Below are 25,087 nucleotides of genomic sequence, written 5' to 3'. Positions count from 1 at the left end.
GTGCGTGACGCGTCCGCGGGCATGGAAGAGGCGAAGGGCGCGCGCATCGCGATCGTCGGCGCGGGCCCGGGCGGGCTCGCCGCGGCGCTCCTCCTCGCCAAGCAGGGCGCGCACGTCACGATCTACGAGAAGGACGGCGTCGTGGGCGGGCGTACCCGCACGGTGACGGCGCCCGGCGGCTACAAGTTCGACATCGGGCCGACCTTCTTCCTCTATCCGCGCATCCTGGCGGAGATCTTCGAGGCCTGCGGCGAGCGGCTGGCGGACCACGTCGACCTCGTGCGGCTCGATCCGCAATACCACGTCGTCTTCGAGGGCGGCGGCGACATCAAGGCCACGCCCGACATCGCCCGCATGGCCGCCGAGATCGCGACCATCGCTCCGGACGATGCGCGCAACGTCGCGCGCTTCATGGAGGAGAACCGCAAGAAGCTCGAGCTCTTCCGCCCGATCCTGGAGCAGCCCTTCGGCAGCCCGCTCGACGTGATCGCGCCCTCGATGCTGCAGGCGCTGCCGATGATGCGGCCCTTCTCCAGCGTCGACGGCGATCTCAGGCGCTATTTCAAGGACCCGCGCGTCCGGCTCGCCTTCTCGTTCCAGACGAAATATCTGGGCATGTCGCCCTTCCAGTGCCCGAGCCTGTTCACGATCCTCTCCTTCCTCGAATACGAGCACGGCGTCTTCCACCCGATGGGCGGCTGCGGCGCGGTCTCGGAAGCCATGGCGAAGCTCTGCGAGAAGATGGGCGTGACCATCGCGCTCGACACGCCCGTCGACGAGATCCTCTACGAGGGCGACAAGGCGGTCGGCGTTCTCGTGAACGGCGAGCGCAAGGCGGCGGACGCCGTCGTCGTCAACGGCGACTTCGCTCACGCGGCGCGCCGGCTCATTCCCGAGGCGCATCGCCCGCGCTGGCCCGACAAGAAGCTCGACCGGGCGCGCATCTCCTGCTCGACCTTCATGCTCTATCTCGGCCTGGAGGGCGATCTGGGCGACCTCGAGCACCACACGATCCTGCTGTCGGACGACTACAAGAACAACATCGAGGAGATCTCCTCCTGCCGGCTTCCCACGAAGCCGTCCTTCTACGTCCAGCACGCGGCGCGCACGGACCCGACCATGGCGCCCGCCGGTCATTCGAGCCTCTACGTCCTCGTGCCGGTGCCGAACCTGCGCTCGGGCACCGACTGGGCGCGCGAGGCGCCGGCCTTCCGGGCCAAGGTGTTGGACCGGCTGAAGGTGCTGGGGCTGACCGATATCGAGAGCCGCATCCGCTACGAGCGGATGATCACGCCGTCGGGCTGGGAGGACGAGTACGCCGTGAACGAGGGGGCGACCTTCAACCTCGCCCACGATCTCGGCCAGATGCTCTACTTCCGCCCCCACAACCGCTTCGGCAAAGGCGTCTACCTCGTCGGCGGCGGGACCCATCCCGGATCGGGCCTGCCCGTGATCTACGAGGGCGCGCGCATCACGACCAAGCTCGTCCTCGACGATCTCGCCGCCGCGCGGGCGCGGCCGGGGCGCTCCCTCTTCCGCCGGGCGGCCACGGCGCCGGCCGGCGCCTGATGGCGAAAGGACATCCCGTGCAGATTCGGACACTCTCGCTCGCTGCGCTCCTCCTCGCGACGGGCGCCGTCGCCTCGACGGCGGCGACGCTCGAGGTGCGCGTCAGCGGCGTGGCCGCCGGCGCTGGGCCCGTGTTCGTGGGGCTGTGCGACCGCGATCTCGACCGCGACACCTGCCCGATCGGCAAGTTCCAGCGGGCCAGCGGCGGGGACGTGACCTTCCGCTTCGAGGGCGTGCAGCCGGGGCGCTGGGCGGTGGCGGCCTACCAGGACGTCAACGCCAACGGTTCCCTCGACATGCAGCCGATCCTCGTGTGGCAATTGCCGAGCGAGCCCTACGGCTTCTCCAACGACGTGGGCCGCTACGGCCCGCCGACCTTCCGCGGCGCCGCCTTCGACCTGCCGCCCTCGGGCGGGAGCGTGGCGGTGCGCCTCGACAGGCTCCCGCTCGACGACCGGGATGCGGTGGAGCGGGCGATCCAGCGCCAGAACCAGTGAACGTCGTCCCCCTACGAGCGACGGATGCGACAACGACAGGAGCGTGACGTGAGTGGGTCTTCCAAGAAGGTGGCGGTGATCGGCGGGGGGCTCGGCGGTCTCGCGAGCGCCTGCGTGCTCGCGGCGCGGGGCCACGAGGTGACGCTCTTCGACAAGAACGCGTGGGTGGGCGGCAAGGCGGCGGTGCTGCACGAGGACGGCTTCCGCTTCGACATGGGCCCGACGATCCTCACCGTGCCGCGCGTGCTCCACCGCATCTTCGCCGAGGCCGGCAAGCAGGTGTCCGAGTACATGGATCTCGTGCGGCTCGACCCGCAATGGCGCTGCTTCTTCGAGGACGGGACGCATTTCGACCTGTGCGAGAGCGTGGAGCAGATGAAGGCGGACATGAACGCCTTCGCGCCGGGTGTCGGCGCCGGCGAGGGCTACGAGCGCTTCATCGCCAAGTCGAAGAACCTGCACGAGATTTCCGAGCGGTTCTTCTTCTGGAAGCCGGTGGAGGACCTGTTCGACACGATCAACGTCAAGAAGAACTTCGATCCCAACACGCTGCGCGACGTCATGGCGCTGCGCATGGGCGCCTCCGTCGCGGGCACCATCCGCTCGCACGTGAAGGACGAGCGGCTCTCGCAGATGCTCGACCACTTCACGCAATACGTGGGCTCGAATCCCTACGGAGCGCCGGCGGTGCTGTGCTCGATCGCCCACATGCAGGTGGCCGAGGGCGTCTGGTATCCGATGGGCGGCACCCGCGCGGTCGCCGAGGGTCTCGCCAAGCTCGCGACAGACCTCGGCGCCAGCTTGCGCCCCTCGACCGACATCGTCGGGCTCGAGCTCCAGGGCAAGCGCATCGCCGGGGTGAAGACCGCGTCCGGCGAGACGGAGCGCTTCGAGAAGGTCGTCTCCAACATGGATTCGATCCGCACCTATCGCGAGCTCGTCGGCGGCGACGTCGGCCGGCGCTACGACAAGAAGGGCTTCGAGCCCGCCTGCTCGGGCGTGGTTCTCTATCTCGGCCTGAACAAGCGCTACGATCACCTGGCGCACCACGACTTCGTCTTCTCGCGCGATCCGGAGGAGGAGTTCCACTGGATCTACGACAAGGGCGAGCCCGCGCCGGACCCGACCGCCTATCTCGCGGCGCCGGCCGCGACGGACCCGTCGGTGGCGCCGGAGGGCGGCGAGGCGCTCTACGTCCTGGTCCACACGCCCTACCTGCGCCCGCATCACGACTGGTCGAAGATGTTCGCGCCCTATCGCGAGAAGATCATCGACAAGCTCAAGCGCACCGGTGGCATGCCCGACATCGAGGAGCGGATCGTGGTGGAGCGCCACCTCACGCCGCAGGACATCCACGATCGCTACAAGGTGCTCAACGGCGCGATCTACGGCCTGGCGAGCCACGGCAAGTTCCTCGGCGCGTTCAAGCCGGGCAACCGCTCGCGCGACATCGAGGGGCTCTACCTCGCCGGCGGCGCCGCGCATCCCGGCCCCGGCATGCCGATGGTGATGATGTCGGGCTGGATCGCCGCCGACGCCCTCGACCAGGACGCCCGCGGCGGCGACCTCGCCAAGGCGTCGTGAGGAGCGATGGAGGACGGCGCGTCTCTCCCTCCCTGTAGGGGAGGGGAAAGCTCGCGAAGCGAGCGCGGGGTGGGGTCCGTCCTGGTCGGGACGCGCCTCGCCCGGTTCGGCTTCGCCGAGCACGCCCCCCGGCGTGCCCCATCCGTCTCGTCGGCTGCGCCGCCGATCCACCTTCCCCTACAGGGAAGGAGAGAGGGCGCGCATGGCTGACCCTCGCGCCAAGGCCGCCCGCCTCGCCGCGCGCCTGCCTGCGTCCGAGCGCCCCACCGCCTTGCGCGATCCGCGCCGGCTGAAGTTCTTCACGCTCTACTTCCGGCGCTATTTCGTAAAGCACATGAATGCGCTTCGGCTCGCCCCCTGGGGCGCGCCGCGCGTGCCGGACGGGGTGCCGGTGGTGCTCTACACGAACCATCCCGCCTGGTGGGACGCCGCCACCTACATGATCGCGGCGGACAAGTTCTTCCCGCAGCGCCAGTCCTACGCGCCGATCGACGCGGAGATGCTCGAGGCCTACGGCTTCATGAAGCGCATCGGCGCCTACGGCATCGATCTGGAGAGCCCAAAGGGCGCGGCGCATTTCCTCGCGGCCTCCGCCGACATCCTCTCGCGGGACGACGCGGTGATCTTCCTCGCTGCGCAGGGGCGCTTCATGGACGTGCGCACGCGCCCCGTCGGCCTGCGGGCGGGCGTGGCGCGGCTTCCCGAGATCGCGCCGCACGCGCTCTTCGTGCCGATGGCGATGGAATACCAGTTCTGGGAGCAGCGCGGGGCGGAGGCGTTCGTCGCCTTCGGGGACGGGGAGACCGGGGCGGACCTGCTGGCCCTGGACCGCGAGGCGCGCCGCACCCATCTGGAAGAGCGCCTGACGGGCGTGCTCGACCGCCTGTCGTCGGACGTCATGAGCCGCGATCCCGCCCGGTTCGAGACCGTGCTCTCCGGCGAGGCCGGTGTGGGCGGTATCTACGGATTGTGGAAGCGCGCGCTCGCGGCGATGAAGGGCGAGCGCTACGAGGCCGCGCACGGGCGCCGGCCGACCATCGACGCTGGAGACGACCGGCCGTGACGCTGATCGCCATTCTCGCCTTCGCCTTCGCCGCCCTCGCGGCTCTGCTGGGCGCCGTCAATCTCGGCGCCATGCGCACGCCGCCCTTCCGGCAGGCGAGCGCGGGGACGCAGGTCTCCGTCCTTGTTCCCGCGCGAAACGAGGAGGGCAACATCGCCGCCTGCGTCGAGAGCGCGCTCGCCTCGGAGGGCGTCGAGGTCGAGGTCGTGGTCATGGACGACGGCTCGACCGATCGCACGGCCGAGATCGTCGGTGCGCTCGCCGCGCGCGATCCCCGCGTGCGGCTCGAGACCGCGCCGCCGCTGCCGCAGGGCTGGACCGGAAAGGTCCACGCCTGCCAGCGGCTCGCGGACGCCGCGCGCGGCACGCATCTCCTCTTCGTCGACGCCGACGTGCGCCTCGCGCCCCGCGCCGCCGCCTCGCTCGCGACCTACCAGGAGGAGCGGGGGCTCGGGCTGGTCAGCGCCGTCCCGCGCCAGGTGATGAAGGGCTGGGGCGAGCTTCTCACCGTGCCGATGATCAACTTCCTGATGCTCGGCTACCTGCCCGTCCCGATGATGCGCACGCGGCCCGATCGCGGGCTCGGCGCCGCCTGCGGGCAGACGATGCTGTTCTCGCGGGAGGCCTACGACGCCATCGGCGGCCACGCGTCGATTCGCCATCTCCTGCACGACGGCATCCAGCTCGCGCGGCGCCTGCGCGATCACGGCCGCATGACGGACGTGGTGCTCGGCTCCGAGCTCGCCACCTGCCGCATGTACGAGACCTTCGATCAGGCCTGGGCGGGGTTCATCAAGAACGCCCACGAGGGCATGGCGTCCTGGGGACAGCTGCCGGTGTGGACGGTGCTGCTCGGCTTCGGCCACGTGCTGCCGCCGCTCCTCGTCCTCCTCGCGCTGGCCGGCCTCGCGCCGATGGCGCCGGCGCTCGGCGCCCTCGCGCTCTCGCTCGGCATCCGCGCCGCGATTACCCGCGCGACGGGGGAGAACTGGTGGACGGTGCCGCTCCACCCGGCGACGGTGGCGGTGGGGCTCGCGATCCAATGGGCGTCGCTCCTGAAGCTCGGGCGTGGGAGCGGCGCCGGTTGGAAGGGGCGCGTCTATCCGGCACAATGAGCGCATGACGACCGCCGCCGCTCCCTATCCGTCGAAGACCCACCGGGACGAGAGCTTCCCCGTCGCCTCGCGGTTGATTGCGCGGCCCCTGCGCGCGCCGGTGCTCGCCTTCTACCGCTTCGTGCGGGCCGCCGACGACGTCGCCGATTCGCCCGATCTCGGTGCCGAGGCGAAGCTCGCGCGCCTCGACGCGATGGAGCGGGCGCTGCGATCCGGCGATCCCGGCGAGCCGTCGGCCGCCGCGCTCCATGCGGCGGATCGCCGCTTCGGCGCTGGCCTCGACGAGGCGGCGACCCTGCTCGACGCCTTCCGCCAGGACGCGGTGAAGAGCCGCTACGCCGATTGGGCCGAGCTCCTGGACTATTGCCGGCGCTCCGCCGACCCGGTCGGGCGCTTCCTCCTGCGTCTCCACGGCGAAGGCGCGAGCGCGCAGGCGCCGGCGGACGCGTTGTGCACGGCGCTCCAGATCCTCAACCACCTCCAGGACCTCGCTAAGGATCGCGCGGCGCTCGATCGCGTCTACCTGCCCGTCCCCTGGATGGCGGAGGCCGGCGGCGAGGCCGCCTTCTTCGCGCCCGAGAACGGCGCCGCGCGTCGCCCCGTCCTCGACGCCGCCCTCGACCGTGTCGAGGACCTGCTCGCGCGCGCCGCGAGCCTGCCCGAGCGCGTGCGCTCGCGCCGCCTGGCCGCCGAGAGCGCGGTGACGCTCGCTCTGGCGCGGCGCCATCTCGCGCGGCTGCGGGCGCAGGACCCGATCGCCGGCCGCGTCGCGCTGGGGAAGCGGGACTTCGCCCGCGCCTTCGCAGGCGTTCCGGCGGCTCTGGCGCGCCGCGGGAGATCGAGCGACCCGGCGGTGGTGCAGCGGATCGTGTCCGTCTCGGGCTCGTCCTTCAAGCTCGGCATGGCGGCGCAGGCGGCGCCGCGGCGGCGGGCGAACTACGCGCTCTACGCCTTCTGCCGTGTCATCGACGACATCGCCGACGGCGCCGCGCCGCTCTCCGAGAAGCGCGCCTTCCTCGACGCCTGGCGGCGCGAGATCGACGCGCTGCCCGGCTCGCCCACGGGGCCCATAGGGCGCGAGCTCGCCCGCGCGATGCTCGCCTACGATCTGCCGCGGGCGGAATTCCACGCGCTCCTAGACGGCATGGAGAGCGACGGCGAGAAGCGCGTGCGCATCCCCGACGAGGCGGCTTTCGACCTCTATTGCCGCCGCGTGGCGGGGGCGGTGGGCGTCCTCTCCGTGCGCATCTTCGGCGCGCCGCAGGCGCACGACTTCGCCCTCGTCCTCGGGCGCACGCTGCAGATCGTCAACGTCCTGCGGGACGTCGACGAGGACGCCGAGATCGAGCGCGTCTACGTCCCGCTCACGCGCCTCGCGGCGCTGGGCATCGAGGACGGCCCTGCCCAAAGCATGGTCGCCGATCCGCGGTTCGCCGAGGCCTGCGAGACGCTCGCCGAGGAGGCGCGCGCCGGCTTCGCCGAGGCCGACGCCATGCTCGACCACCTCGACCGGCGGGCGCTGAAGCCCGCCATCGTGATGATGGAGGGCTATCGCCGCCTGTTCGAAAAGCTCCGCGCCCGCGGCTTCGACGCTCCGCGCGGTCCGCGCATGCGCCTGACCAAGCCCGAGAAGGCGCGCCTGCTGCTTTCCGTCATGCGCCCCGCCGGGGGAGGGATGCGCCCCGCCGGGGGAGGCGGATGAGCGAGCGCGCGCGCCTCCACGTCGTCGGCGCGGGCGTCGCCGGCCTCGCCGCCGCGCTCGCGGGGATGCGGGCCGGCGCGGAGGTCCATCTCCACGAGGCCGCCCCGCAGGCGGGCGGGCGCTGCCGGACCGTCTCGCCCAAGGGCGGCGACGAGGGTGGCTTCACCCACGACAACGGCACGCATGCGCTTCTGGGCGCCAACCCGCGCGCCCTCGCGCTCCTGGAGAGCATCGGCGCGCGAGGCGGCTGGATCGAGCCGGAGCCCGACGGCCTGCCGGTCTACGACGCCGCGACGAGGCGGCTCGGGCGCGTGGGGCTCCACCCGCTCGCTTGGCTGAAGCCGGACCTGCGCCCGGACGGGCTCGGCTTCGCCGACCTGCCACGCCTCGCGCGCCTCGTCGCGCCGCTGCCGGACACGCCGATCGGCGCGCTGTTCGCGGGCCGCGCCATCGCGGAGAGCTTCGTCGAGCCGCTCACGGTCGCGGTGCTCAACACGCCCATCGAGATCGCCTCGGCGCGACGCCTCGGCCGCGCCATGCGCCGCGTCCTGCGCCCGGGTGGCGCGCGGCTCTACGTGGCGGAGCGCGGGCTCGGGCCGGATCTCGTCGCGCCCGCCCTCGACGCGCTCGCACGCGGCGGCGCGCGGATCGCCACCGGCTCGCGGCTGCGCGCCCTCGACGGGCGCGACGGGCGCGCGAGCGGGCTCGTCATGGCGGATCGCACGATCCCGCTCGGCGCGGGCGACGCGGTGATCCTCGCGCTGCCCCCCGCCGAGATCGCGCGGCTCTTTTCCGGCATCGCGGTTCCCGACGCCTACGAGCCGATCGTGAACGCGCATTTCCGCGTCGCCGGCCCCGCGCGTCCGCGCTTCGTTGGCTTGCGGCACGCGCTCTCCCATTGGGCGCTGGCGCGCGCCGACCATGTCTCGGTGACCGTCTCGGCTGCGGGTTCGTCGGTGGCGGACGATCCGGAGGCGCTTTCCGCCCGTATCTGGGACGAGGTCGCCCCCGCGCTGCGGGAGGCGGGCGTCGCGATCGGGGAGCCGGGGGAGCACCGCGTGGTGAAGGAGAAGCGAGCGACCATACGCCAGGCCGCCGGCTTCGAGACGCCGCGCCCGCGCCTGCCTTTCGCCAACCTGCGGCTGGCGGGGGACTGGCTCACGCCGCTGCCGGCCACGATCGAGGCCGCCGTGATCTCCGGCGAGGACGCCGCGCGCGATCTTCTGCGAGGACTTCGCCCGCCCGCCAGAGCATCGGCGCGCGCCGGCCGGGCCGCTGCGGATATGCGCGGAAGCGCCCCATGACGAAGCCGCCGCTCACCGTCCTTCTCGCCGCCCCCCGCGGCTTCTGCGCGGGCGTCGAGCGCGCCATCGACGCGGTGGAGGCGGCCCGCGCGGGGACCGATCGCCCGGTCTACGTCCGCCACGAGATCGTGCACAACGGCCGCGTCGTCTCCGAGCTCGCGGCGAAGGGCGTCGTCTTCGTGGATGAGGTGGCGGAGATCCCCGACGGCGCCGTCACCATCTTCTCCGCCCACGGCGTCTCCCGCGCGGTGGAGCGCCAGGCGTCGGAGCGCGGGCTCGACGTCGTCGACGCCACCTGCCCGCTGGTGCGCCGCGTCCATCTCGAAGGGCGCAGGCACGCGGCCGAGGGGAGGGCGCTCGTCGTCATCGGGCATGTCGGCCATGCCGAGGTCGAGGGCATCCTCGGGCGCATCGACGGGAGCGTGCACGTCGTCGGCTCCATCGAGGAGGCGGCGGCGCTCGCGCCCGCGGACCCGGAGCGCCTCGCCTACGTCACGCAGACGACGCTGTCGGTGGACGACACCCGCGAGATCATCGCCGTCCTCAAGCAGCGCTTTCCGTCCATCGTCGGGCCAGACGTGAAGACGATCTGCTACGCCACCCAGAACCGCCAGGCCGCCGTGCGGGCGCTGTCCTCGCGGGCGGAGCGCATCGTGGTGTGCGGCGCGCCGAATTCCTCCAACGCCACGCGGCTCAAGGAGCTCGCGACGCTGCTCGGGCGACCGGCCCGCATGATCGCCGAGGCGCGCGAGCTCGAGGAGAGCTTCCTCGACGGCGTGGGCACGATCGGCCTCACCGCGGGCGCGTCGGCGCCGGAGGTGCTCGTGCGCGAGACGCTGGCGCGGCTCTCGGCCTGGCGCGACCTCGCTGTGGAGGAGGTGACCACCGCGATCGAGACCACGCGTTTCGCCCCCGTCGATCTCGGCGCGCTGGCGCGGCGCTGAGGGGCGCGGAGCGCGTGCGCCGCTTGCGGTGGCGCTTTCATTGCCCTAAGGGGGCGCCGAGCCGAACCACCTCGCCGGGGGGCCGATGAATTGCCCGTGGTCGACAAGTCCTCCCGCGCCATCGGCGCGGTGCGCCAGTCCTTCGCGCCCTGGAACGATCCGAGCGCGCGCCCGCTCATCCGCTTCGAGGGCGTGACGAAGCGCTTCTCCGACGCCGTCGCGGTCGATTCCGTGACGCTCGACGTCTACGAGAACGAGTTCTTCTGTCTGCTCGGCCCGTCCGGCTGCGGCAAGTCCACGCTCATGCGCATGCTCGCGGGCTTCGAGGAACCGAGCGGCGGGCGCATCCTGCTCGGCGGCGAGGATCTCGCCGGCGTGCCGCCCTACGAGCGGCCGGTCAACATGATGTTCCAGTCCTACGCGCTCTTCCCGCACATGAGCGTGGAGAAGAACGTCGCCTTCGGGCTCAAGCAGGAGGGCCTGCCCAAGGACGTCATCGCCGCGCGCGTGGCGGAGATGCTCAAGCTGGTGCAGATGGAGCGCTTCGCGGCACGCAAGCCGCATCAGCTGTCGGGCGGCCAGCGTCAGCGCGTGGCGCTCGCCCGGGCGCTCGCCAAGAAGCCCAAGGTGCTCCTCCTCGACGAGCCGCTCGGCGCGCTGGACAAGAAGCTGCGCGAGGAGACGCAGTTCGAGCTGATGGACATCCAGATCGAGCTCGGCACCACCTTCATCATGGTCACGCACGACCAGGAGGAGGCCATGACCATGGCCGACCGCATCGCCGTGATGGATGCCGGGCGGCTCGTGCAGGTGGCGACGCCCGGCGAGATCTACGAGCAGCCGAGAAACCGCTTCGTCGCGGATTTCGTGGGCGACGTGAACATCGTCGACGGCACGGTGACCGGCCGCGAGCCCTCGGGGCTCTGGCGCATCGCGGCGCCGGGCGCGGCCGGCCCGCTGGCCGTGGACGATCCCGACGAGAGCCTCGACCCCGGCCAGGCGGTCGCCGTCGCCGTGCGCCCGGAGAAGATGACCGTCTCGCGCGAGCGGCCGGAGGGGGAGAACGCCTTCGAGGGCGAGGTCTGGGACATCGGCTATCTCGGGGACTGGACGGTCTACCGCATCCGCCTCGACGACGGGCGCATCCTGCGCGTCACGCGGGCGAACACGACGCGCTTCGTCGAGCGGCCGATCGATCTGGAAGAGCGCGTCTTCATCGGCTTCCTGCCGGACGCCGCCGTGATCCTCTCGAGCTGAGGAGGGGAGGGGATGGCACGCCACACGCTCCGCCGCGACGAGCCGCGCCGCCGCGGGCTCGGCCGCAAGCTCGTGATCGGCGCGCCCTACCTGTGGCTCGGCGCCTTCTTCGCGCTGCCGGTGCTGATCGTTCTCAAGATCGCGCTCTCCTACCCGGAGCTGGCGCAGCCGCCCTACGGCCCGACGCTCGACCTCGCCGGCGGCTGGGCGGGCTTCGTCGCCTTCCTGGGCGAGCTCTCGTTCGACAATTTCGCCTTCATCGCCTCGGACGACCTCTACGTGGCGGCGCTGGGCTCCTCGCTGCGCATCGCCGCGTCCTCGACCTTGATGCTGCTCCTCGTCGGCTATCCCATCGCCTACGCCATGGCGAAGGCGCCCGACGGGCTGCGCGGCATCCTGGTGGCGGCGGTGATCCTGCCGTTCTGGACGAGCTTCCTCATCCGCGTCTACGCCTGGATCGGCATCCTGCGCCCGGAGGGCCTGCTCAACGGCTTCCTCGTGTCCATCGGCGTGATCGACGCGCCGCTGACGATCCTCAACACCGAGATCGCGGTCCATATCGGCATCGTCTACACCTACCTGCCCTTCATGGTGCTGCCGCTCTACGCCACGCTCGAGCGCATGGACGACACGCTGATCGAGGCGGCGCAGGATCTCGGCTCGACGCCGCTGAAGGCGTTCTGGACGATCACGGTGCCGCTCTCCTGGCCGGGCATCGTCGCGGGCTCGCTCCTGTGCTTCATCCCGGCGGTGGGCGAGTTCGTCATTCCCGACCTGCTCGGCGGCTCGGACACGCTGATGATCGGGCGTATCCTGTGGAGCGAGTTCTTCTCGAACCGCGACTGGCCCCTCGCCTCGGCGGTGGCGATCGTGATGCTGGTGGTGCTCGTCGTGCCGATCGTGCTGTTCCGCGAGGCGGAAGCCAGGCGGATGGAGGAGAGCCGATGAGAGGAGGGACGCAATGAGAGGCCGCCTGTCCCCCTTCAACGTGGTCTCGCTGACGCTGGGCTTCGCCTTCCTCTACATCCCGATCCTGATCCTGATCCTCTACTCCTTCAACGCCTCGCGGCTGGTGTCGGTGTGGGGCGGGTTCTCGACGCAATGGTATTTCGCGCTGCTCGAGAACGAGCCGCTGCTCGACGCCGCCTGGGTGACGGTGCGCGTCGCCTTCGTCACCGCGATCCTCGCCACCGTGCTCGGCACGATGGCGGCGATCTCGCTCACCCGCTACGGCCGCTTCCGCGGGCGGGCGCTGTTCACCGGCATGGTCTACGCGCCGATGGTGATGCCGGAGGTGATCACGGGGCTCTCGCTCCTGCTGCTCTTCGTCTCGATCGACCTCGACCGCGGCTTCTGGACCGTGACGCTCGCCCACGTCACCTTCACGATGTGCTTCGTCACAGTCGTGGTGCAGGCCCGCCTCGTCGCCTTCGACCGCTCTCTGGAGGAGGCGGCGATGGATCTCGGCGCGACGCCCTGGCGAACCTTCGTCTCGGTGACGCTGCCCGTCATCGCGCCCGCGGTGCTGGCGGGCTTCCTCCTCGCCTTCACGCTCTCGCTCGACGATCTCGTCATCGCGAGCTTCGCGTCGGGCCCCGGCGCGACGACGCTGCCCATGCGCATCTACTCCTCCGTGCGGCTGGGCGTGACGCCCGAGATCAACGCCGCCTCCACGATCCTCATCCTCCTCGTGACGACGGGCGTCATCGTCGCCGCGCTGGTGACGAAGCGCTCCGTGATGATGCGCCAGGCCGGGTAGCGTCGTCCTCCCCGCAGGGGTGGACGACGACCCGAGGGTCGGAGGGTGGGGCGGGGCGGGCCGGTGTGCAGAACTCTCGCAACGCCCCCACCGCCCGCGCTTCGGGCGGACTCCTCCCCTCCGGGGAGGATGCGCGCTAGATCCCCGCTTCACCCGGCATTCACCTTTACATCCGGTCATCCAAGTTACGCGCGGATTCACCTCGAATTTTAGACGAGATTTCACTCGGTGCCGGCAAGCTTCCCTTCAACAACGCAAGTTCGACAGGGAGCAAGACCATGGCTCGTCTCGATCTCGGTGCCGCCGACATCGCCGCCCTCGTCCCGGATCTCGATACCGGCGAGGCTTATCTGGAGCTCGGCCTCATGCATGCGGTCGGCCGCTCCGTGCCGCTCGATCTCGTGGCCGCGCACAAGTGGCTCAACATCGCCGTCGCCAAGGGCTGCAAGGCCGCCGTGGCACGCCGGGCCGAGCTCGCGCAGGAGATGAGCGCCGACGAGATCGCCGCCGCCCAGCGCGCCGCGCGGATGTTTCTCCACGCTGCGTGACGACGCCGCTTGAGGGTGCGGGGGCGCGCGGCTATAAGCCCGCCATCTCCCACGCATCCTTCGAGAGAGCGGACATCACATGGCCACCGAGCGCACCTTCTCCATCATCAAGCCCGACGCGACCAAGCGCAACCTCACCGGCGCCGTGAACGCCGTCATCGAGGAAGCCGGGCTGCGCATCGTCGCGCAAAAGCGCATCCAGATGACCCGCGCGCAGGCGGAGACGTTCTACGCCGTGCACTCCGAGCGCCCCTTCTTCGGCGAGCTCGTCGAGTTCATGACGTCGGGCCCCGTCGTCGTGCAGGTGCTCGAGGGCGAGAACGCCATCGCCAAGTACCGCGAGGTCATGGGCGCCACGAACCCGGCCAACGCCGCCGAGGGCACCATCCGCAAGAAGTTCGCCCTCTCGGTCGGCGAGAACACCGTCCACGGCTCCGACGCGCCCGAGACGGCCGCCGTCGAGATCGCCCAATTCTTCGCCGGCAACGAGATCGTCGGCTGACTCTAGAGCTGCGACCTGCTCCCCTCTCCCCCGTGGAGAGGGGCTGGGGGTGTGGGGCGTGCAGGATCATCGCCGACGTCGATGCCGTCCCGAGGCGCCCCTGACCACTCGTTCGAGAGCCTCCGACGCCCCACACCCCCGACCCCTCTCCACGAGGGAGAGGGGAGATCGTCGGCGGCTCTCGGCAACTTCCTCTCGTCTTTGACAACCGGCTCGTCCCGCGCGAAGATCGTTCGCATACGAATGACCTCGCCGCGGGCCCTCTCCGTCGTGCGGGGCGCGAGGAGGGACGTGCCATGTCGCAGCCGCCGGCCGGCGTCGAGCGTCGTGCCTATCCGCGGGAGAGCCTCGCCGCGCACCCGCCGAACGACGCGCCCGCCTATGCCTCGACGCGCCTGCGCGCGCCCCGCAAGCCGCTGGTGATCCTTCCCCACACGCTCACGGAGCTGACCGGCCCCGTCTACGGCCACGAGAGCGTCGCTCCGGGCGAGAACGATCTGACCACCCGCCACGACGGCGCGCCGCTCGGCGAGCGCATCGTCGTCACCGGCCGCGTCCTCGACGAGGACGGGCGGCCCGTGCCCCACACGCTGATCGAGATCTGGCAGGCGAATTCCGCGGGGCGCTACGTCCACGCGAACGATCGCCACGACGCGCCGCTCGACCCGAACTTCACGGGCGCCGGGCGCGTCGTCACCGACGCGAGCGGGGCTTACACGTTCACCACGATCAAGCCCGGGGCCTATCCCTGGCGCAATCACCACAACGCCTGGCGCCCGGCGCACATCCATTTTTCGCTCTTCGGCCCGAGCTTCCTCACGCGGCTCGTGACGCAGATGTACTTCCCCGGCGACCCGCTGCTCGCGCTCGACCCGATCTACCAGGCGATCCCCGACGCGGCCGCCCGCGTGCGGCTCGTCTCGGACTTCGAGATAGAGACGACGAAGCCGGAATGGGCGCTCGGCTACCGTTTCGACATCGTGCTGCGCGGGCGTGCGGCGACGCCGATGGAGGACCCGCATGATGACTGAGCGCGGGATCACGCCGTCTCAGACGGTCGGCCCCTTCTTCGCCTATTGCCTGACGCCCGAGGCCTACGGCACGCGCGGGATCGCCTCGTCGGAGGTCGCGACCGCGGACGCCGCGGGCACGCGCATCCGCATCGAGGGGCGCGTGATCGACGGCGCGGGCGAGGCGGTGCCGGACGCCATGATCGAGATCTGGCAAGCGGACGGTGAGGGGCGTTACCCGGACCACGCGGCCAACGCCGCCTTCCGTGGCTTCGGCCGGGCAGAGACGGATGCGCACGGGCGCTTTGCCTTCACCACCGTGAAGCCCGGTCCCGTCCCCGGCGCCGACGGCTCGGCGCACGCCCCGCACATCGCCGTCTCGGTCTTCGCGCGCGGCCTCCTTAACCGGCTCGCGACGCGCCTCTATTTCGAGGACGAGCCCGCCAACGAGACGGATCCCGTCCTCGCCCGCGTTCCCGCCGAGCGGCGCGCCACGCTCCTCGCGCGACGCACGGCGCCCGACGCCTACGCCTTCGACATCCGCCTGCAAGGCGAGGGCGAGACCGTGTTCTTCGAGATCTGAGGAGGCCCGCGATGGCCGAGCGTCACGTCAAGGTCGGCATCGTCGGCGCGGGGCCCGCGGGTCTTCTCCTGTCGCATCTCCTGCATCTGGCGGGGATCTCCTCCATCGTGATCGAGGCCCGCAGCCGCGCCCATATCGAGGGCCGCATCCGCGCGGGCGTGCTGGAGCAGGGCACCGTCGACGTCCTGCGCGAAACGGGCGTCGGCACGCGCATGGACGCGGAGGGGCTGCTCCATCACGGCACGATCCTGAAATTCGCCGGCGAGGCGCGCCGCATCGACTTCCAGGACCTCGTCGGCAAGTCGGTGATGGTCTACGGCCAGCACGAGGTGGTGAAGGACCTCGTCGCCGCCCGGCTCGCGGCCGGCGGCGAGATCGTCTTCGAGGTCGCGGACACCCGCATCGAGGGGATCGAGGGCAGCGAACCGAAGATCCACTACACGCACGAGGGCCGGGCGCGCACGATCGCCTGCGACTTCGTCGCCGGCTGCGACGGCTTCCACGGCATCTCGCGCGCGGCGATCCCCGCCGACGTGCTGCGCGTCTACGAGCGGGTCTATCCGTTCGGCTGGCTCGGCATCCTGGCGCGGACGCCGCCGGCCTCCGAGGAGCTGATCTACGCCCGCCACGATCGCGGCTTCGCGCTCCTCTCCATGCGCTCGCCCGAGATCAGCCGGCTCTACCTGCAATGCCCGCCCGACGAGGACGTGGCGCTCTGGCCGGACGAGCGCATCTGGGAGGAGCTGCAGGTGCGCCTCGCCGGCGGCGAGGGCTGGCGGCTCGAGGAGGGCGAGATCGTCCAGAAGGGCGTCACCGCCATGCGCAGCTTCGTCGCCGAGCCCATGCGCCACGGCCGCCTGTTCCTGGCGGGCGACGCCGCCCACATCGTCCCGCCCACCGGCGCCAAGGGCATGAACCTCGCGGTGGGCGACGTGCAGGTTCTCGCGCGGGCGCTGGAGATCTATTATGCGAGCGGCCGCGAGCGCGCGCTCGAGGCCTATTCGGACACCTGCCTGAGGCGGATCTGGGCGGTGCAGCGCTTCTCGTGGTGGATGACGCAGATGCTCCACACGTTCGACGACGCCAGCGCCTTCGACCGCCGCCGGCAGCTGGCGGAGCTCGACTACGTCACCACCTCCCGCGCGGCGATGACGACGCTCGCGGAGAACTATGTCGGGCTCCCGCTGGACCGGGGGCCGCAATGACGTTCGGCGCGCTCGACTCGGCGCTGACGGGTCCGCTCTTCGCGACCGACGCGATGCGCGCACTCTTCGCCGATCGGGCGCGGATCGCCGACATGATCGCGGTGGAAACCGCGCTCGCGCGCGCGCAGGCGCGCCTCGGCCTCGTGCCGGGCCACGTCGCAGATGCAATCGCCGCAATCTCGCCGGACGCCTTCGATCTCGCGGCGCTGGGCGAGGCGACGGCGCTCTCCGGCGTCCCGTCGATCCCCTTCCTGAAGGCGCTTCGCGCGCATCTCCCGGCCGACGTCGCGGCGCGGGTGCACGAGGGCGCGACGACGCAGGATCTCCTCGACACCGCGCAGGCGCTGGCGCTCTCGCGGGCGCTGGCGCTCGTCGCGGCGGATTGCGACGCCATCCTCGCGGGCCTCGTCGCGCTGGCCGAGCGGCACGCGCGCACGCCCTGCGCGGGACGCACCTACGGCCAGCACGCGACGCCCGTCTCCTTCGGCTTCAAGGCGGCGGTCTGGGCGGTGGGCATCGCCGAGGTGGCGCGCGAGCTCCCGGACGTGCGCGCGGGCGCATGCGTCGCCTCGCTCGCGGGGCCGGCGGGGACGCTCCCCGCATTCGGAGCGCGCGCGCCGGAAGTGGCGGACGCCTTCGCCGCCGAGATCGGCCTCGCCGCCGCGCCCATCGCCGCCCACACGCGGCGAGACGGCATCGCGCGCCTCGGCGGCTGGCTCGCTCGGCTCGTGGGCGCGCTCGCCAAGCTGGCAGGCGACGTCGCCCATCTCGCCTCGACGGAGGTCGGCGAGGTCGGCGAGCCGCACCTGCCGGGGCGGGGCGGCTCCTCCGCCATGCCGCACAAGCGAAACCCCGTCGCCTGCACCGTGATCCTCGCCGCGGCGAGCGCGTCCCGCGGCCATGCGTCGACGCTCATCGAGAGCATGGTCGCCGCCCACGAGCGTCCCGCCGGCGCCTGGCACGCGGAATGGCATGCGCTGCCGGCCCTTCTCGGCCTCGCCTCGGGGGCGCTCGCGCAGGCGCGGCTCCTCGCCGAGGGGCTCGTCGTCGACGAGGCGGCGATGGCGCGCAACCTCGATGCGACGCGCGGCCTCCTCTTCGCCGACGCCGCCGCGGCGGCGCTCGTGCCGCACCTCGGTGCCGAGGCGGCGCATCGGCTCGTGGCCGAGGCGGCGGATGCGGTACGGGCGGGGGCCGCGTCGCTGGAGGACGCGCTCGGCGAGCGGTGCGATGGGCAAGCGCGCGCGGCGCTCACGGGCGCCTTCGACCTCGCGCCCTATCTCGATGCGGCCGCGTCCTTCGTGCCGCGCGCTTCGGCCGCCGCGAGCGCGGCGCGGGCCGCCCTCCCCGTCGGCTGAGACCGCGGGTGCCGGTGGACCGGCACGCCCTTGGCGAGGAGCCGCAGCGCTTCCCAGTGGATCGCGGCGACGACCTTGAGCGTCATCAGCGGCGTGCGCGCGAGGGCGGCGAGGAGCCCGCCCGTCGTCAGCGCCCGCCGCTCGCCCGAGAGGAGCGCGGTGAGCACCGGGCCCGATGCGTCGCGCTCCACGATCGAGACGTTGGCGCGCGCATCCGGCGCCGGCAGCGCGAAGCGGTAGACGTGCTCCATCGACAGAAAAGGCGAGACGTGCAGCGCCTTCTGCGCCCGAGCCCGTTCGGGCCCGGCGGGAAGGACGTAATGGTGGCGCTCGCCGAACGTGTTGCGGACCTCCGCGATCACTCCGGCGAGGGCGCCCTCGGCGCCATAGCCGTAGAACAGCGCGATCGGGTTGAAGGCGAAGCCGAATATCCGCGGGTAGGCGAGGAGGCGCACGCGCGCCACCGCGATCCCGTGCGCGGCGAAGGTGTCACGCGCCCAGTCGGCGAGGGGCTGCGCGCCGCGACCGCCGTGATCCCGCGCGCGAAACGAGACGAGGTTCATCCGCCCCACGGAGAAGAGCGGCGAGAGCCGGTCGGTCTCCTCCAGCCGATCGAGATCGACCAGGAGCGTGAAGACGCGGTAGCGGAAGCGGTGCGGCTTCGGGCGCAGGCGCGCGTGCATCACGGAGCCGACGTAGAGGCAGGCCGGCGGCGGGCGGCGATCCTCGCCCCGATCGCCGGCGGCGCTCATGCCGCGGCCGTCCCGAAGTCGCGCGGCGCCACGCGCCAGGGCGCGACGGCGCCCAAGGCCTCCGCGACGGCGAGGCCGGAATGCAGGCCGTCCTCGTGGAAGCCGTATTTCGTCCAGGCGCCGCAGAACCAGACGCGGTCCTTGCCCTGGAGCCCCGCGAGCGCGGCCTGCGCGGCAACGGCCGACTGGTCGAACTGGGGATGCGCGTAGTCCGTGCGCGCGAAGACCGTGCCCTCGCGCGGCGGGCGCGGCGGGTTGAGCGAGACGAAGAGCGGGCGCGCCGGGTCGAGCCCCTGGAGCGCGTTCATCCAATAGGTGACGCAGACCTCGTCGCCCGGCCGCTTGACGACGTTCCACGCGGCCCAGGCGCTGCGGGCGCGCGGCATCAGGCTCTCGTCGCGGTGGAGCCACACGGCGTTGTCGCGATAGCGGATCGCGCCCAGCATGGCGCGCTCCGCCGGCGTCGCGTCGGCGAGGAGCGCCGCCGCCTGGTCGCAATGGCAAGCGAGGACGACCTCGTCGTAGAGCGTGGACGCACCGTCGGCCGTCACGACCCGCACGCCCTCGTCCTCGCGGGCGATACGCGTCACGGGCGTGCCGAGCCGCAGGCGCTCGGCGAAGGGCGCGGTGAGCGCGCGCACATAGGCGCGGCTGCCGCCGGTCACGGTGCGCCAGGTGGGGCGATCGAGGCGCAGGAGGCGGTGATTGGCGAAGAAGGCGAGGAAGGTCGCCGCCGGGAAGGCGAGAATGTCGCCGGGCGGCATCGACCAGATGGCCGAGCCCATGGCGACGACGTAATCCTCGCGAAAGCGCTGCGAATAGCGCTCGCGGGCGAGATACTCGCCGAGCGTGAGCCCGCCCAGGCGCCCGGCCTCGAGATCGGCCGCGCCGCGGCGGTTGAAGCGCACGATGTCGCGCAGCACCCGCAGATGGACGGGGGAGGGCACGTTCGCAGCGATCGGCAGGCGCCCGCCCAGCAGGTCCGCCGCCCGCGAGGTCCAGGCGAGCTCGACGCCGCGCTCGTCGTCCCAGCGCGACACCGAGAAGCTCATGTCGGAGGGCTGCGTCGCGACGCCGAGATGCGCGAAGAGCCGCGTGAGGTTCGGGTAGTTCGGCTCGTTGTAGACGATGAAGCCGGTATCGACCGCGATCGGCACGCCGTCATAATCGATGTCCACCGTCGCGGCGTGGCCGCCGGCCCGGGTCTCGGCCTCGTAGACCGTCACCGCATGGTCGGAGGCCGCAGCGAGCGCCCAGGCGGCGCCGTTGCCGGCGATCCCCGACCCGATGACAGCGATGTTCCTGCCGGACGATCCCGTCCGCGCGCCCACCTTCGAACTCACCCGTCTTCCCGCCTACGCCGCATTCTTCTTCATCTGGGCGAGGGCATCGAGCGCGCGGCGCCGACCCTCGTCGTGATCCACGATCGGGAGCGGATAGCTCCGTCCGAGCGTGACGTTCGCCCTCTCTAGCACGTTCCGCGACGCGTCCCAGGGTCGGTGGACATACGTATTCGGCAGACCCGCCAGCTCCGGCACCCAGCGCCGGACGTAATCGCCCGCAGGGTCGAACTTCTCGCCCTGCGTCACGGGGTTGAACACGCGGTAATAGGGCGAGGCGTCCGCGCCCGAGCCCGCGACCCATTGCCAGGAGGCGGCGTTGTTCGCGGGATCGGCGTCGCAGAGCGTGTCCCAGAACCAGTCCTCGCCGAGCCGCCAGTCGAGCAGCAGGTGCTTGACCAGGAACGAGCCGACGACCATCCGCACGCGGTTGTGCATGAAGCCCGTCGTCCAGAGCTGGCGCATGCCGGCATCGACGAAGGGATAGCCCGTGCGCCCGCGCTGCCAGGCGGCGAGCGCGGCCTCGTCCTGTCGCCAGGGGAACGCGTCGTAGCTGCGCATCATGTTGGTGCGCGCGATGTCGGGTTGGGCGAAGAGCAGCTGGTGGGAGAAGTCCCGCCAGCCGAGCTCCGAGCGCAGCATGTCGTAGTCTTCCGCCGGGATGCGCCCGGCGTCGCGCGCGTGCAGCGCGGCGTGGACGATCTGCCGCGGCGAGACGTCGCCGAAGCGCAGATGGGCCGAGAGCATCGAGGTCGTCTCGAGGTCCGGGCGGTTGCGCGAGCCGGCATAGCCGGAGAGCGGCCCGTCGAGGAAGGACGCGAGACGGGCCTGCGCCCCCGCCTCGCCGCGGGTCCAGGTCTCGCGCAGGCCTGCGGCCCAGTCCGGCTTCGTCGGCTCGAGATCGAGATCGGCGATGGCGATGGCCTCGGCACGGATCGCGGCCGGCCACGAGCCCTTCTCGATCCGCTCCGGCGCCGGGAGGGGCGGCGGGGGCGGATCGTAGGCGAGGGTGGCGTTGCGATAGGGCGTGAAGACCTTGTAGAGCCCGCCGGTCTTCGTGGTCACCTCGCCGGGCTCGTAGAGGAGCCGCGCCTTGCAGCTGCGGGCCTCGACGCCGGCCTCCTTGAGCCGCGCCTTGATCTCGGCGTCGATCTCGCGCTCGGCGCCGTATCGGCGATTCCAGAGGACGTGCGATGCGCCCGACGCTTCGACCACGCGGGGAATCACCGTGCGGGCTGCGCCGCGCATGACGAGGAGCTCGCCCCCGATCGCCGCGAGGCGCTCGGCGAGAACGGTCAGCGAGCCGTGCAGGAACCAGCGCGAGGCGCCGCCGAGCGGGCGCACCTCGGGGCTCTCCTCGTCGAAGAGATAGAGGCACAGGACCGGCGCGCCGGTCTCGACGGCGTGCGTCAGCGCCGGATTGTCGCCGACGCGCAGATCCTCGCGAAACCAGACGAGCGCGGGTCCCGGCACGTCGATCCTCCGTAGTCGGACACTCACCGTCCCTACATACGAAGCTTCGGTGCGGGAATGAACCGGGTCTCACGCGCGGCGACGAGACGCAGGCGCTTGGAATATTGTTCGATTTTCGAGGAGGATGGCTCCGGCGGTAGGATTCGAACCTACGACCAACGGATTAACAGTCCGCTGCGCTACCGCTGCGCCACGCCGGAATACCATGGCTCGGGCGGCGTCCGCCCGTCGGTGAGAGGCGATATATCGGCCTCGCCCCGGCGATGCAAGCCCCCATATTCGCGAGACGGCGAAAGATCGTGCATTCGCCCGCGGACGATCCCCGAGCCGGCCTTCCGTCAGGCGAAGAGGCCGAGGACGACGTCGATCACCGTCGCGCCGGCGAAGACGAGGAAGCCGATCCACACGAGCGCAACGAGCGCGCCGCCGAGCACGAGAAGGCCGTCGCGCTCGATGAGGCCCACCGCGATGATGGCGACGCCGATGCCCGGCACCGTGTTCGTCAGCGGCAGGGGCACGGCGATGGACAGCGACGCGACGAGCATGGCGAGCCCGACGACGCGCTCCGCGGCGCCGCTCGCCAGGAAGCCGAGCCGAGGGCGCGAGAGATGCTCGAAACGCACGAGCCATGGCCGTGCACGGTCGATCATGGCCATGTAGTCCGCCTTGGCGAACGCTCGCGCGCGGAGGCCCTGCGGCAGCCACAAAGCCCGCCTGCCGATGACGAGCTGCGCCGCGACGAACACCATCGGCACGGAGACGATCTGCGGCACCCCGTAGAGGAAGGGGATCGCGCAGGGCAGGGCGAGGACCAGCATCACGAGCCCGAAGGTGCGCTCTCCCAGCGCGTCGACGAGGTCGCCGAGCGGGATGCGCTCGCCCGGCGCCGTCTCGCCCACCCGGGCGAGGATGGCGGAGGCGGGCTCGTGTTGGGGCTCGTGCGGGGGCGTCTGCCCCGGATGCGCGGATTCGGCGTGGGACATGGCGGCGGCCTGGCGAGATCGGAGCGAGGGACGGGTCTTCCGCTCCTAGCGCCGCGCGCCCGGCCTGTCCATCGCGTGCGGCCGCGCCGCGCGCGGGTGTTGCAGGAGCGAGACTCGCAGCCGCCCCGCGCCCGTTGTACAGACGACATGCAGCGAGGCGTCCGGCGACGCCTGCTCCGGAGGCCGCCATGCCGCGCGTGTTCTAGCGACGGGAGAGGACGATACCGGGTGCCCTCCCGAGGACGGCACCCGCGCGCAGGCTCGGTCGCGACCGCGATCGGGTCCGTCTTCCCGTGCAGGAGCACGTTCCATCATGAGCATGACCAACGACACCCGCGCGCCGGACGGGCGCAGCGGCGTTCTCGCCGTCGGCGCCCGTCGCCTCGCCTGGACCATCGAGGGCGAGGGGCCGCCGATTCTCGTTCCCGGAAGCGCGCTCTACTATCCGCGCGTCCTCTCGCCCGCTCTGCGGCGGCGCCACCGCCTCGTCTTCCTCGACCATCGCGGCTTCGCGCCCCTCTCGGAGGGCGCGGCGGAGGAGCCCGTCGATCTCGACAGGATCGTCGCCGACATCGAGGCCATGCGCGCCGAGATCGGCGTCGAGCGGGCGATGATTCTCGGCCATTCCGGCCACGCCTACATGGCGCTGGCCTACGCGGCGCGGCACCCGGAGCGAATCTCCGGCGTCGTCCTCGTCGCCGCGGGGCCGTCGCACGCGCCCGCGCACATGGCGATGGCGGAGCGGCGCTGGGCGGAGCTGGTGGCGCCGGCCCGCAAGGCGCGCTTCGAGGCCGACATGGCGGGCCTCGCGGACGCCATCGCCCGCGATCCGGACAGGCGCTTCGTCGCCCTGTGCCTCGCGCTGCGGGCGCGGATGTGGGCCGATCCCGGCTTCGACGCCGCGCCGCTCTGGGAGGGCGTGCGCACCGACATGCGCGTCGTCGACGCGCTCTGGGGCGAGGCCTTCGCGGCGATCGACACCGCGGCGCATCTTCGGGCGATCCCGGCGCCGATCCTCCTCGTGCTGGGCGCGCACGACTACGCGGTGGCGCCGCCGGAGACCTGGGAGCCGTATCGCGGCCACGCGCGCGATCTCGAGGTGCGCGTGCTGGAGGGCAGCGGCCACACGCCGATGCTGGAGGAACCGGAGGCCTTCGACGCCGTCCTCCAGGCGTGGGCGCGGCGCGTCGGCACCGCCCGGTAACCGGATCTGAACGCGGATCCTCTACGACCGCGCCCATGACGGGCGCGGTCGGCATCCTCGGACGGTTCTCTGCGAACGCGATCGGCGCGGGCCGGAGGATCGCGGCCGCGGGCGGCGGCTTCGCGCTGTGGGCCTTCGCCATCCGCGTGAGCGCCGCAGCGCTCGCCTTCCTCACGCAGATCGTCCTCGCCCGCCTCGTCGGCGAGGAGGCCTACGGCGAGGTGGCGGCCGCGATCACCGTGCTCGGCGTCGTCGTCGCGATCGCGGTGCTCGGCCTCGACACCGCGGCGCAGCGCTTCGTCGCGCATTACCGGGTGGAGGGCGATCTCGCCTCGTTGCGCGGCTTCATGCGCGCGGCCCGCCTCGCGCCCTTGCTGCTAGGCTGCGTGATCGGTGCGATCGGCTCGGCGATGACCTGGAACGCGGACCCGGTGCTCTCGCTAGCCTTCGTCATGCTGCCCTTCGTCGCCGTGCTTCTCGCGCAGGAGGGCATCGCCAAGGCGTTCGACTGGCCCGTCGTGGCGCTCGGCCCCAATTTTCTGCTGCGCCCCGTCCTCGCGCTGGGCTTGGTGCTCGGCGCGGCGGGGCTCGGGGTGGGCCTCGACGCGAGCGTCGTGATCCTCGCAATGCTCGTGGCGGCGCTCGTCGCGCTCCTCGTTCAGACGGCGATCGTCGCCCCGCGCATCCGTGCCGTCGTGCCCGCGGGCGAGCGGCGCTATCACCTGCGCTCCTGGGGCCTCGTCGTCTCGCCCATCGTCGTGGGGGACATCGGCGCGCTCGTCGCGACGAGCGTCGACGTGATCGCGCTGTCCCTGACGCGCCCGGCCGAGGAGGTCGGCATCTACTTCGCCGCGGTGAAGAGCCTCGCGCTCGTCCAGTTCGTCGCCTACGCCGTGTCGAACGCGGTGGCGCACCGGGTGAGCGCGCTCCACGTCGCGGGTGACCGCGCGGCCTTGCGGCGCATGGTGGTGCGGGCCTGCCTCGCGACCTTCGTGCCCTCCGTCGCCTTCGCCGCGGCGCTGGTGGCGCTGGGGCCGTTCGTGCTGGGGCTCTTCGGCGAGGCCTTCGTCGCCGCCTGGCCCGCCATGGCGATCGTCGCCGCGGGCGCCGTGATCCTCGCAGCCGTGGGGCCCGCGGAGAGGGTGCTGAACATGATCGGCAAGGAGCGCGAATGCGCCCTCGTCTACGTCGCGACGGCGTTCGTCGCGACGCTCCTCGCCTTCTGGCTCGCGCCCCTGCACGGGCCCGTGGGCGCCGCGATCGCGCTCTCGGCGGGCATGGTGTTCGAGGCGCTGGCGCTCGCCTTCGTGCTGCGCCGCGCGCTCGCGTGAGCGG

Annotated in this window: 23 protein-coding genes and 1 tRNA gene; 19 read left to right on the top strand and 5 right to left on the bottom strand. The window is 71.9% G+C overall.

The features are described 5' to 3' along the window. Positions 1 to 21 precede the first annotated feature (21 nt). The 17 genes from crtI (at position 22) to IEX89_RS03275 (ending at position 18,000) form a co-directional block, all read left to right on the top strand. Positions 22 to 1,569, top strand: a complete 1,548-nt coding sequence (crtI, locus tag IEX89_RS03355) for a phytoene desaturase family protein (protein ID WP_188910059.1) — start codon at positions 22 to 24, stop codon at positions 1,567 to 1,569. Between the two features lie 17 nt (positions 1,570 to 1,586). Then, positions 1,587 to 2,066: a DUF2141 domain-containing protein gene (locus IEX89_RS03350; protein ID WP_244645079.1), complete on the top strand. Its 480-nt coding sequence runs from the start codon at positions 1,587 to 1,589 to the stop codon at positions 2,064 to 2,066. A gap of 48 nt (positions 2,067 to 2,114) precedes the next feature. Further along, positions 2,115 to 3,650 (top strand): phytoene desaturase family protein, encoded by a 1,536-nt coding sequence (locus IEX89_RS03345; protein ID WP_244645078.1) that lies wholly within the window; start codon positions 2,115 to 2,117, stop codon positions 3,648 to 3,650. Between the two features lie 202 nt (positions 3,651 to 3,852). Then, positions 3,853 to 4,713, top strand: a complete 861-nt coding sequence (locus IEX89_RS03340) for a lysophospholipid acyltransferase family protein (RefSeq protein WP_244645077.1) — start codon at positions 3,853 to 3,855, stop codon at positions 4,711 to 4,713. Beyond that, a complete protein-coding gene (locus IEX89_RS03335; RefSeq protein ID WP_244645076.1) occupies positions 4,710 to 5,828 on the top strand; it encodes a glycosyltransferase family 2 protein in 1,119 nt (372 codons plus the stop codon). The genes IEX89_RS03340 and IEX89_RS03335 overlap by 4 nt, the downstream gene beginning before the upstream one ends. Positions 5,829 to 5,832: 4 nt before the next feature. Beyond that, positions 5,833 to 7,530, top strand: coding sequence for a squalene/phytoene synthase family protein (locus tag IEX89_RS03330; RefSeq protein ID WP_188909574.1), 1,698 nt, complete (start codon positions 5,833 to 5,835; stop codon positions 7,528 to 7,530). After that, positions 7,527 to 8,834: a hydroxysqualene dehydroxylase gene (locus tag IEX89_RS03325; protein ID WP_188909572.1), complete on the top strand. Its 1,308-nt coding sequence runs from the start codon at positions 7,527 to 7,529 to the stop codon at positions 8,832 to 8,834. Before IEX89_RS03330 ends, IEX89_RS03325 begins: the two co-directional genes overlap by 4 nt. Further along, positions 8,831 to 9,778, top strand: a complete 948-nt coding sequence (gene ispH / locus IEX89_RS03320) for a 4-hydroxy-3-methylbut-2-enyl diphosphate reductase (RefSeq protein WP_188909570.1) — start codon at positions 8,831 to 8,833, stop codon at positions 9,776 to 9,778. The genes IEX89_RS03325 and ispH overlap by 4 nt, the downstream gene beginning before the upstream one ends. Positions 9,779 to 9,874: 96 nt before the next feature. Beyond that, positions 9,875 to 11,035 carry an ABC transporter ATP-binding protein gene (locus tag IEX89_RS03315; protein ID WP_188909559.1) on the top strand — a complete coding sequence of 387 codons (1,161 nt, stop codon included), beginning with the start codon at positions 9,875 to 9,877 and terminating at the stop codon, positions 11,033 to 11,035. 12 nt (positions 11,036 to 11,047) lie between these two features. After that, complete coding sequence (locus IEX89_RS03310) at positions 11,048 to 11,983, top strand: ABC transporter permease subunit (protein ID WP_188909558.1); 936 nt, start codon at positions 11,048 to 11,050, stop codon at positions 11,981 to 11,983. A 13-nt stretch (positions 11,984 to 11,996) separates the two neighbouring features. Next, positions 11,997 to 12,794 carry an ABC transporter permease gene (locus tag IEX89_RS03305; protein ID WP_188909555.1) on the top strand — a complete coding sequence of 266 codons (798 nt, stop codon included), beginning with the start codon at positions 11,997 to 11,999 and terminating at the stop codon, positions 12,792 to 12,794. Positions 12,795 to 13,072: 278 nt separating this feature from the next. Continuing rightward, complete coding sequence (locus tag IEX89_RS03300; RefSeq protein ID WP_188909553.1) at positions 13,073 to 13,342, top strand: SEL1-like repeat protein; 270 nt, start codon at positions 13,073 to 13,075, stop codon at positions 13,340 to 13,342. Between the two features lie 79 nt (positions 13,343 to 13,421). Then, positions 13,422 to 13,844: a nucleoside-diphosphate kinase gene (gene ndk / locus IEX89_RS03295; RefSeq protein WP_188909551.1), complete on the top strand. Its 423-nt coding sequence runs from the start codon at positions 13,422 to 13,424 to the stop codon at positions 13,842 to 13,844. Positions 13,845 to 14,140: 296 nt separating this feature from the next. Further along, the gene (pcaH, locus tag IEX89_RS03290) at positions 14,141 to 14,875 is read left to right on the top strand and encodes a protocatechuate 3,4-dioxygenase subunit beta (protein WP_188909549.1); all 735 of its coding nucleotides are present in this window, start codon (positions 14,141 to 14,143) and stop codon (positions 14,873 to 14,875) included. Continuing rightward, a complete protein-coding gene (gene pcaG, locus IEX89_RS03285) occupies positions 14,868 to 15,437 on the top strand; it encodes a protocatechuate 3,4-dioxygenase subunit alpha (protein WP_188910053.1) in 570 nt (189 codons plus the stop codon). Before pcaH ends, pcaG begins: the two co-directional genes overlap by 8 nt. Positions 15,438 to 15,448: 11 nt before the next feature. Further along, positions 15,449 to 16,642, top strand: a complete 1,194-nt coding sequence (gene pobA / locus IEX89_RS03280; protein WP_188909547.1) for a 4-hydroxybenzoate 3-monooxygenase — start codon at positions 15,449 to 15,451, stop codon at positions 16,640 to 16,642. After that, positions 16,639 to 18,000 carry a lyase family protein gene (locus tag IEX89_RS03275; protein WP_188909545.1) on the top strand — a complete coding sequence of 454 codons (1,362 nt, stop codon included), beginning with the start codon at positions 16,639 to 16,641 and terminating at the stop codon, positions 17,998 to 18,000. Before pobA ends, IEX89_RS03275 begins: the two co-directional genes overlap by 4 nt. Here IEX89_RS03275 and IEX89_RS03270 read toward each other — a convergent pair. The 5 genes from IEX89_RS03270 to IEX89_RS03250 all read right to left on the bottom strand — a co-directional run bounded on the left by IEX89_RS03270 (position 17,919) and on the right by IEX89_RS03250 (position 22,548). Continuing rightward, positions 17,919 to 18,752, bottom strand: coding sequence for a DUF1365 domain-containing protein (locus tag IEX89_RS03270; protein ID WP_188909542.1), 834 nt, complete (start codon positions 18,750 to 18,752; stop codon positions 17,919 to 17,921). The two genes, IEX89_RS03275 and IEX89_RS03270, sit on opposite strands and share 82 nt — an antisense overlap. Further along, positions 18,749 to 20,095 carry an NAD(P)/FAD-dependent oxidoreductase gene (locus IEX89_RS03265; RefSeq protein ID WP_244645075.1) on the bottom strand — a complete coding sequence of 449 codons (1,347 nt, stop codon included), beginning with the start codon at positions 20,093 to 20,095 and terminating at the stop codon, positions 18,749 to 18,751. Before IEX89_RS03265 ends, IEX89_RS03270 begins: the two co-directional genes overlap by 4 nt. 12 nt (positions 20,096 to 20,107) lie before the next feature. Beyond that, complete coding sequence (locus IEX89_RS03260) at positions 20,108 to 21,565, bottom strand: cryptochrome/photolyase family protein (protein ID WP_210317571.1); 1,458 nt, start codon at positions 21,563 to 21,565, stop codon at positions 20,108 to 20,110. Between the two features lie 125 nt (positions 21,566 to 21,690). Next, positions 21,691 to 21,765: transfer RNA gene (locus tag IEX89_RS03255), tRNA-Asn, on the bottom strand. A 138-nt stretch (positions 21,766 to 21,903) separates the two neighbouring features. Next, positions 21,904 to 22,548: an exopolysaccharide biosynthesis protein gene (locus tag IEX89_RS03250; protein ID WP_188909539.1), complete on the bottom strand. Its 645-nt coding sequence runs from the start codon at positions 22,546 to 22,548 to the stop codon at positions 21,904 to 21,906. Positions 22,549 to 22,861: 313 nt separating this feature from the next. Between IEX89_RS03250 and IEX89_RS03245 the strand changes: the two genes are divergently transcribed. Together IEX89_RS03245 and IEX89_RS03240 are read left to right on the top strand one after the other, a co-directional pair. Beyond that, complete coding sequence (locus IEX89_RS03245) at positions 22,862 to 23,752, top strand: alpha/beta fold hydrolase (RefSeq protein ID WP_188909537.1); 891 nt, start codon at positions 22,862 to 22,864, stop codon at positions 23,750 to 23,752. A gap of 35 nt (positions 23,753 to 23,787) precedes the next feature. Then, positions 23,788 to 25,083, top strand: coding sequence for an oligosaccharide flippase family protein (locus tag IEX89_RS03240; RefSeq protein WP_188909535.1), 1,296 nt, complete (start codon positions 23,788 to 23,790; stop codon positions 25,081 to 25,083). Positions 25,084 to 25,087 lie beyond the last annotated feature (4 nt).

It is taken from the genome of Salinarimonas ramus, from assembly GCF_014645695.1.
In the GTDB taxonomy this organism is placed as follows: Bacteria; Pseudomonadota; Alphaproteobacteria; order Rhizobiales; family Beijerinckiaceae; genus Salinarimonas; species Salinarimonas ramus.
The sequence above is the reverse complement of the archived record's forward strand: the minus strand, read 5'-3'. Positions and strand labels throughout refer to the sequence as shown.